Origin of the sequence: Extensimonas vulgaris, from assembly GCF_003337425.1 — a bacterium.
Classification (GTDB): Bacteria; Pseudomonadota; Gammaproteobacteria; order Burkholderiales; family Burkholderiaceae_C; genus Extensimonas; species Extensimonas vulgaris.
Map to the genome: position 1 here is coordinate 1 of NZ_QPJU01000021.1, position 7,351 is coordinate 7,351.

General features: G+C 65.6%; 6 protein-coding genes and 1 riboswitch. Of the genes, 2 read left to right on the forward strand and 4 right to left on the reverse strand.

Annotated features, from left to right (window positions below; all coding sequences use genetic code 11):
* Positions 1-478: 478 nt before the first annotated feature.
* A riboswitch (S-adenosyl-L-homocysteine riboswitch) is annotated at positions 479-560 on the forward strand.
* A 25-nt stretch (positions 561-585) separates the two neighbouring features.
* Positions 586-3,387 (forward strand): methionine synthase, encoded by a 2,802-nt coding sequence (gene metH / locus DFR45_RS14170; protein WP_114484384.1) that lies wholly within the window; start codon positions 586-588, stop codon positions 3,385-3,387.
* Positions 3,388-3,407: 20 nt separating this feature from the next.
* Here the strand turns inward: metH and ptsP are convergent, their stop codons facing one another.
* The 4 genes from ptsP to DFR45_RS14190 all read right to left on the reverse strand — a co-directional run bounded on the left by ptsP (position 3,408) and on the right by DFR45_RS14190 (position 6,544).
* Positions 3,408-5,162, reverse strand: a complete 1,755-nt coding sequence (gene ptsP, locus DFR45_RS14175) for a phosphoenolpyruvate--protein phosphotransferase (RefSeq protein WP_114484385.1) — start codon at positions 5,160-5,162, stop codon at positions 3,408-3,410.
* Between the two features lie 73 nt (positions 5,163-5,235).
* Positions 5,236-5,505 carry an HPr family phosphocarrier protein gene (locus DFR45_RS14180; protein ID WP_114484386.1) on the reverse strand — a complete coding sequence of 90 codons (270 nt, stop codon included), beginning with the start codon at positions 5,503-5,505 and terminating at the stop codon, positions 5,236-5,238.
* Positions 5,474-5,926: a PTS sugar transporter subunit IIA gene (locus tag DFR45_RS14185; RefSeq protein ID WP_114484387.1), complete on the reverse strand. Its 453-nt coding sequence runs from the start codon at positions 5,924-5,926 to the stop codon at positions 5,474-5,476. The genes DFR45_RS14180 and DFR45_RS14185 overlap by 32 nt, the downstream gene beginning before the upstream one ends.
* Before the next feature lie 63 nt (positions 5,927-5,989).
* Positions 5,990-6,544, reverse strand: a complete 555-nt coding sequence (locus DFR45_RS14190) for a hypothetical protein (protein ID WP_174564704.1) — start codon at positions 6,542-6,544, stop codon at positions 5,990-5,992.
* 107 nt (positions 6,545-6,651) lie between these two features.
* Here DFR45_RS14190 and DFR45_RS14195 point away from each other — a divergent pair, with 107 nt between their 5' ends.
* Positions 6,652-7,164 carry a TlpA family protein disulfide reductase gene (locus DFR45_RS14195; RefSeq protein ID WP_114484389.1) on the forward strand — a complete coding sequence of 171 codons (513 nt, stop codon included), beginning with the start codon at positions 6,652-6,654 and terminating at the stop codon, positions 7,162-7,164.
* Positions 7,165-7,351 lie beyond the last annotated feature (187 nt).

A 7,351-nucleotide genomic window follows, 5' to 3' on the forward strand; every position in this document is an offset into this window, starting at 1 on the left:
GCGCATTGTAGCAGGCTTTTTTGTCAGCCCGCAAGAAGTTTTCCGACTAAAGTGCAGGGGATCTCGCGCCGCCTACGCCTTTCTCTTCCTTCTTCTCCCCTTCTCTCGCACCTACCGCGCAGCTAGCCGCCGGGGGCGCAATAAATGGGGAGGCGGATTGTAGCGCATTTTTTGGCTCGCTTGAGCGCGCTTGAGCTGCTGTCAACGCAAAATAGAAATGTCCCCTTCTGGAGGAAGTGGTGACCTGACCAGAGTGCCTTGCACACATGATTGGAAGCCCGGCCATGCCGCACTTCCAATCATGTTTCAGCATAGGGCCGCCTGCCCTGCTTCAAGGGTGCGCTGCGCCAGACTTCGTCTGCCCTTGACACTGCTCCGTGTGCCAAGGGACATTTGTATTTGGCGCAGGAGGGGACATTTCTACTTTGCGTTGACACGCGCCAAGGGTGTGCACTCGCGCTCGTAAAATCGCCCCCTTGCCGCCAAGGAGCGTTGCAGCCGGCCCTGAGCCGGTCAGGCTTGGTGTGCTGTCCTATCCTGCCCAACGACGCTCACCTGCCTTGGCTTTTTCAGGTGAGTCCTTTCATGACGCAAGCTGCCCTTCCCCCGCTGCGCCTTTCCGGCCTCGAGCCGCTGGTCATCGGCCCCGATACCCTGTTCGTCAACATCGGCGAGCGCACCAACGTCACCGGCTCCAAGGCGTTTGCACGCCTGATTCTGAACGGCCAGTTCGAAGAGGCGCTGGCCGTGGCGCGCCAGCAGGTGGAAAACGGCGCGCAGATCATCGACGTGAACATGGACGAGGCCATGCTCGACAGCGAGGCCGCGATGGTGCGCTTTTTGCGCTGCATCGCCTCCGAGCCCGACATCGCGCGCGTGCCCATCATGATCGACAGCTCCAAGTGGAGCGTGATCGAAGCGGGCCTGCGCTGCGTGCAGGGCAAGGGCATCGTCAATTCGATCAGCCTGAAGGAAGGCGTGGCCGAGTTCCAACGCCAGGCGCGGCTCGTGCGGCGCTACGGCGCGGCGGCGGTGGTGATGGCCTTCGACGAGCAGGGCCAGGCCGACAGCTTTCAGCGCAAGATAGAAATTTGCGAGCGCGCTTACCGCATCCTCGTCGATGAGGTCGGCTTTGCGCCCGAGGACATCATCTTCGACCCCAACATCTTCGCCGTGGCCACGGGCATCGAGGAGCATGCGAACTACGCGGTCGATTTCATCGAGGCCACGCGCTGGATCAAGCGGCACCTGCCGGGCGCCAAGGTGTCGGGCGGCGTGAGCAACGTCTCTTTCAGCTTCCGCGGCAACGACCCGGTGCGCGAGGCGATCCACACGGTGTTCCTCTACCACGCCATCCGCGCGGGCATGGATATGGGCATCGTCAACGCGGGCATGATCGGTGTCTATGACGAGCTCGAACCCGGGCTGCGCGAGCGTGTCGAAGACGTGATCCTCAACCGCCGCCCCGACGCCGCCGAGCGCCTGATCGAGGTCGCCGAAAGCGCCAAGGGCGCCGCGCGCGACGACAGCAAAAAGCTCGCCTGGCGCGCAGGCACGGTGCAAGAGCGCCTCACGCACGCGCTGGTGCATGGCGTGACCGACTTCATCAGCGCGGACACCGAAGAAGCCTACCGCGAGGCGCTCGCGCGCGGCGGGCGCGCACTGCACGTGATCGAAGGGCCGCTGATGGACGGCATGAACGTGGTCGGCGACCTGTTCGGCGCGGGCAAGATGTTTTTGCCGCAGGTCGTCAAGAGCGCGCGCGTGATGAAGCAGGCCGTGGCGCACCTGCTGCCCTATATCGAGGCCGAAAAGGCCGCCCTGGCCGAGGCCGGCGGCGTGGTGCAGAGCAAGGGCAAGATCGTCATCGCCACGGTGAAGGGCGACGTGCACGACATCGGCAAGAACATCGTCACCGTGGTCTTGCAGTGCAACAACTTCGAGGTCGTGAACATGGGCGTGATGGTGCCCTGCCACGACATCCTGGCCAAGGCCAAGGAGGTGGGCGCCGACATCGTGGGCCTGTCGGGCCTGATCACGCCCAGCCTCGAAGAAATGCAATATGTGGCCGCAGAGATGCAAAAAGACGCGTACTTTCGCGAACGGCAGATTCCGCTGCTCATCGGCGGCGCCACCACGAGCCGCGTGCACACCGCGGTGAAGATCGCGCCGCACTACGACGGCCCCGTGGTGTATGTGCCCGACGCCTCGCGCAGCGTGGGCGTGGCGCAGAGCTTGCTGGGCCAGCAGCGCGCGCAGTTTCTGGCCGACTTGCGCGCCGACTACAACAAGGTGCGTGCGCTGCACGCAGGCAAAAAGCAGACCCCGCTGTGGCCGCTGGCCAAGGCGCGCGCCAACAAAACGCCCATCGATTGGACCGGCTACCAGCCGCCCGTGCCGCACTTCATCGGCCGGCGCGTGTTTCGCAACATCGCGCTGGCTGACTTGGTACCCTACATCGACTGGACGCCGTTCTTCCAGACCTGGGACCTGGCGGGCAAATACCCCGCGATCCTGCACGACGAGGTGGTGGGCGCCGAGGCGCAGCGCGTGTTCGCCGACGCGCAGGCCATGCTGAAAAAAATCGTAGCTGGCCGCTGGCTCACGGCCAACGCGGTGGTCGGCTTTTGGCCCGCAAACCGCGTGGGCGACGACGACATCGCGCTCTACGCCGACGAGGCGCGGCAGACGCCCGTGCTCGTGTGGCACGGCCTGCGCCAGCAGACCGAAAAGCAGCCCGGCCCCGACGGCCGGCTGCGCCCCAGCCGCTGCCTGGCCGACTTCGTGGCGCCGCGCGAAGCTTCTGTTTCAGGAGCTACTGGCGCATATGATACGGGCGCTGGAGGCCAAAATGATGCTCAAAACGGCAGCCCGGCGCCGCTGCGCGACTACCTGGGCGCGTTCGCCGTCACCGCGGGCCTGGGCGTGGACGTGAAAGAGGCCGAATTCCTGGGCCAGCACGACGACTACAGCGCCATCATGCTCAAGGCCCTGGCCGACCGCCTGGCCGAAGCCTGCGCCGAGTGGCTGCACGCGCGCGTGCGCCGCGAGCTCTGGGGCTACGCAGCCGACGAGGCGTTGAGCGTGGAGCAGCTCATCGCCGAGCAATACCGTGGCATCCGCCCCGCGCCCGGCTACCCGGCCTGCCCCGACCACAGCATCAAGCGCGAGCTGTTCGCGCTGCTGCAGGCGCACGACATCGGCATGCACCTGACCGACAGCCTGGCCATGATTCCCGCCGCGAGCGTGTGTGGCTTTTACTTCAGCCACCCCGAAAGTCGGTACTTCAACGTCGGCAAGATCGGCCCGGACCAACTGCAAGACCTCGCGCAGCGCCGCGGCATGGACGAGGCTGAACTGCAGCGCCTGCTCGCGCCGAATCTATAGACCCGCGGTGGCGCGCGCGCTCAAGTCGCCGGCAATGTCGCCACCGCCTCGCCCGTGAGTACCTGCTGCGCCCAGGGCGCGAGGCGGCGCGTGTCGGCGCGCAGCACTTCCTGCTTGACGGCCAGAATCTGTGCCGGGTGCATGGAAAAGCTGCGCAAGCCCAGCCCCAGCAGCAGTCGCGTCATGGCCACGTCGCCGGCGGTTTCGCCGCACAGGCTGACGCTCTTGCCGTGCGCATGGCCCGCAGCAATGACGTCTGCCACCAGGCGCAGCACGGCCGGATGTAACGGGTCGTACAGGTGTGCCACGGTTTCGTCGGCGCGGTCGATCGCGAGCGTGTATTGAATCAGGTCGTTCGTGCCAATCGAGAGAAAGTCGAAATAGCGCAAAAAGGTATCCACCGTCAGCGCCGCAGCGGGCACTTCGATCATCGCGCCGAGCTGCACGGCACCGTAGGGCACGCCCCGCGCGTCGAGCTCGGCCCGCGCGAGATCCACCTGCGCGAGCGTCTGCTCGATCTCGTGCACGTGTGCGAGCATGGGAAACAGCAGCTTGACCGGGCCGTGCCGCGCCGCACGCAGCACGGCGCGCAGCTGCGTGCGGAACATGGCCGGATCGGCCAGACTCCAGCGGATCGCGCGCAGGCCCAGCGCCGGGTTCAGGTGATCGTCCTTGAAAGCCTTGTCCAGCGGTTTGTCGGCGCCCACATCGACGGTGCGTATCGTCAGCGGCAGGCCCTGCATGCCTTCGAGCGCGGCGCAATAGGCGCGGTATTGCTCGTCCTCACCGGGGAGTTTGCCGCCGCGCCCCATGAACAGAAATTCACTGCGAAACAGCCCCACGCCCATCGCCCCGGCCTGCACGGCCGCGGCGGCATCGGCAGGTTGTTCGATGTTGGCGAGCAATTCGATCGCCTCGCCGTCGAGCGTCACTGCAGGGGTGTGGCGCAGGCGTGCCAGGCGCTCGCGCTCGAGCGCCGATTGACGCTGATGAAAGCCGTATTCGGCGAGGATGATGGGTGACGGATCGACAATCAGCACGCCGGCATCGCCATCGATGATGACCCAATCATCCTGGCGCACGAGCTGGCTCGCGGTGCGCGCGCCCACCACGGCGGGGATGTCCATGCTGCGCGCGATGATCGCGGTGTGGGATGTCTTGCCGCCCACGTCGGTGACGAAGCCCGCAAACACGCTTTGCTTGAATTGCAGCATGTCGGCGGGCGAGAGGTCGTGCGCGAGCAGCACCAGCGGGACATCGGCGCTGTCATCGAGCAGCAGGTCTTGCGCAGTCTGCCGCCGTGCCGCGCGTGCAGGCGCTGCCACGGGGTGCGGCGCGCCCTTCATGTGGCGCAGGATACGCTCGACCACCTGCTCGAGATCCGCCTTACGCTCGCGCAGGTAGTCGTCCTCCATTTCGTCGAACTGGCGCGCGAGCACTTCGAGCTGCGTGGTCAGCGCCCACTCGCCGTTGTAGAGGCGCTGGCGGATCCAGTGCTTGATCCCGTTGCCCAGCGCCTCGTCCTGCAGCAGCATCAGGTGCACGTCGAGCAGCGCAGAGATTTCGGGCGGTGCGTCGGCGGGCATCTCGGCCTGCAGGCGCAGCAACTCCTCGACTACCGCATTGCGCCCCTGGCGCACGCGCTCGATCTCGGCCTCGACTTGGTCGGGTTCGATGAAGTAGTGCGCCACATCGACGTGGCTCGAAGCTGCAAGCACGGCGCGCCCGATCGCGATGCCGCGCGAAACCGCGAGACCGTGGATGGCAAAGCTCATGGGTGCGCGTCCTTGGCGGGGTCGTCGATGGGGCGGGCGGCGTGGCGGATGCTGCCTGTGGAACGTGGCGCGCTCATTCACCTTCGCCGAACTTATCGGCAATCAGGGCCAGCAGCGCGTCCATGGCCTCTTGCTCGCGTTCGCCGCTGGTTTCGATCTCGACCTCGCTGCCCATGCCCGCGGCGAGCATCATCACGCCCATGATGCTTTTGGCATTGATGCGGCGCTCGCCACGGCGCAAAAAGACCTCGCACGGAAAGCTGCTCGCGAGCTTGGTCAACTTGGCCGAGGCGCGGGCGTGCAGCCCCAGCTTATTGCTGATGAGAGTACGGGTCTTGATCATGGGCGTTGCGACGAAACGTCTGGTACTGCGGCGCAGTGGCAGCGACTTGCATGACCCCTTGCATGCCGCCGGTCACGGCGCGCGAGGCCACGGCTTCGAGGGGCTCGTCTCGATAACTGATGGCGCGCAGCAGCATGGGCAGGTTCACCCCCGCGATCAGGCGCGCCTGCACGCCGTCGATCAAGCGCTGCGCGATGTTGCAGGGCGTGGCGCCGAATACGTCGGTCAGGATCAGCACGGGGCCGGGGCCAAGCCGCTCGAGCAGGGCGTGGGCGAGCGCGAGCGTCTCCTCGGGCGGCACGTGGGGCTGCACGTCGAGCGCCGCGACGGCCGGGCCGCAATCGGCAAACACGTGCAAGGCGCATTCCCGCAGCGCATGGGCCAGGGGCGCGTGGGCGATGATGAAAATGTTGGTGCTCATAGAGACTTGCTTCGCACATTATCGCGTGCGGCGCGGCATGTCGCGGCTTGCAGGCTTGCAGAGCTATGGCTCCAGCTTCAGTCCCTCGAAAAAGCGATCGGCCAGTTCGGGACGCGGTCTGTCGGTATAGAGCGCGGCATGGTACAGCCGCACCTGCGTACCCTGCACGCGCGCAAACCACACGGCCTGCAGCGTCACGGCACCGCCTTCGGGGCGCTGGCCAAGCGCGATGATGCGTACAGCGCCCGGCAGCGATAGCGCACCCACAGGCACGAAGGGCTGCTGGGCGCTGACCTGAACGCCGGTACCGAGCCGCGCCAACACGGCAGTGCGCCAGTGCAACAGCATGCTGCCCGCCTGCGCCGGGTCGGGCAGCGCAAAATTCGAGACCGCGAACAAGGCACCGTCGGCCTCGCAGCCCACCATGGCCAGATCGGCCTTGACACCGCCAAGATCGACCGCACGCACGGCGCGGTCGGGTTTACAGGGCAGCGCGACGGTCAGCGCGGCGCCTTCGAGCGGCACGTTGCGCCAATTCAGCGCCGGACTGCAGGCCACCAGCAGCCAGGCCAGCAAGCCGCCGGCGCACAGCGCGCGCAAGTTTCGTTGGATGCACATGGTTTCATTATCGACAGCACAGCGCGCACCGCGAACTTTTTTACGCCCCGCCCTCTCAAACATAGCCCAGCTCGCTCTTGCACAATCGGGTTTTTAGGGGAAATGCCATGCACACCAAATTCTGGAAACGCGGGGCCGCCGGGGCTGCACTGGCCGTGTTGGCTCTCGTCGGGGCCTGGAGCTATCTCGGGACGGAGCGCGCGCCGGCACCCGCATCCACGTTTATCCTGCTCGACGGAGCGCAGCAGACGAGCGCGCAGCTGCGCGGCAAAGTGACGCTGGTCAATTTCTGGGCCACGAGCTGCACCACCTGCGTCGCCGAAATGCCACAGCTCGTCGCCACTTACGACAAATACCACGCCCGCGGCCTCGACACACTCGCCGTGGCCATGAGCTACGACCCGCCAAGCTACGTGGTCAACTTTGCGCAAACCCGCAAACTGCCTTTCAAGGTCGCGATCGACAACACCGGCGCCGCGGCACGGGCCTGGGGCGACGTGCAACTCACGCCGACCACCTTCGTCGTGGACAAACGCGGCCAGATCGTGAAGCGCTACGTCGGCGCGCCCGACTTTGCAGAGCTACACCAGTTGATCGAAAAGCTTCTTGCAGAAAGCTGAAAACTAGGAGCCTGTCGGACTTTGGGCGTCGAAAGCGAGAAGGCGCCCCAGCGAGGCCAGTTTTTGCCGGATTCGCCGCCCCATAGTGGTGCTAAGTAATCACTTGAAACTGATGTGGAATGTCTTACCGTAACCATCCAGCAGCGCTTGCACCTCTGCCAAGAGTTGTTCTTTGGCCCAACTCTTG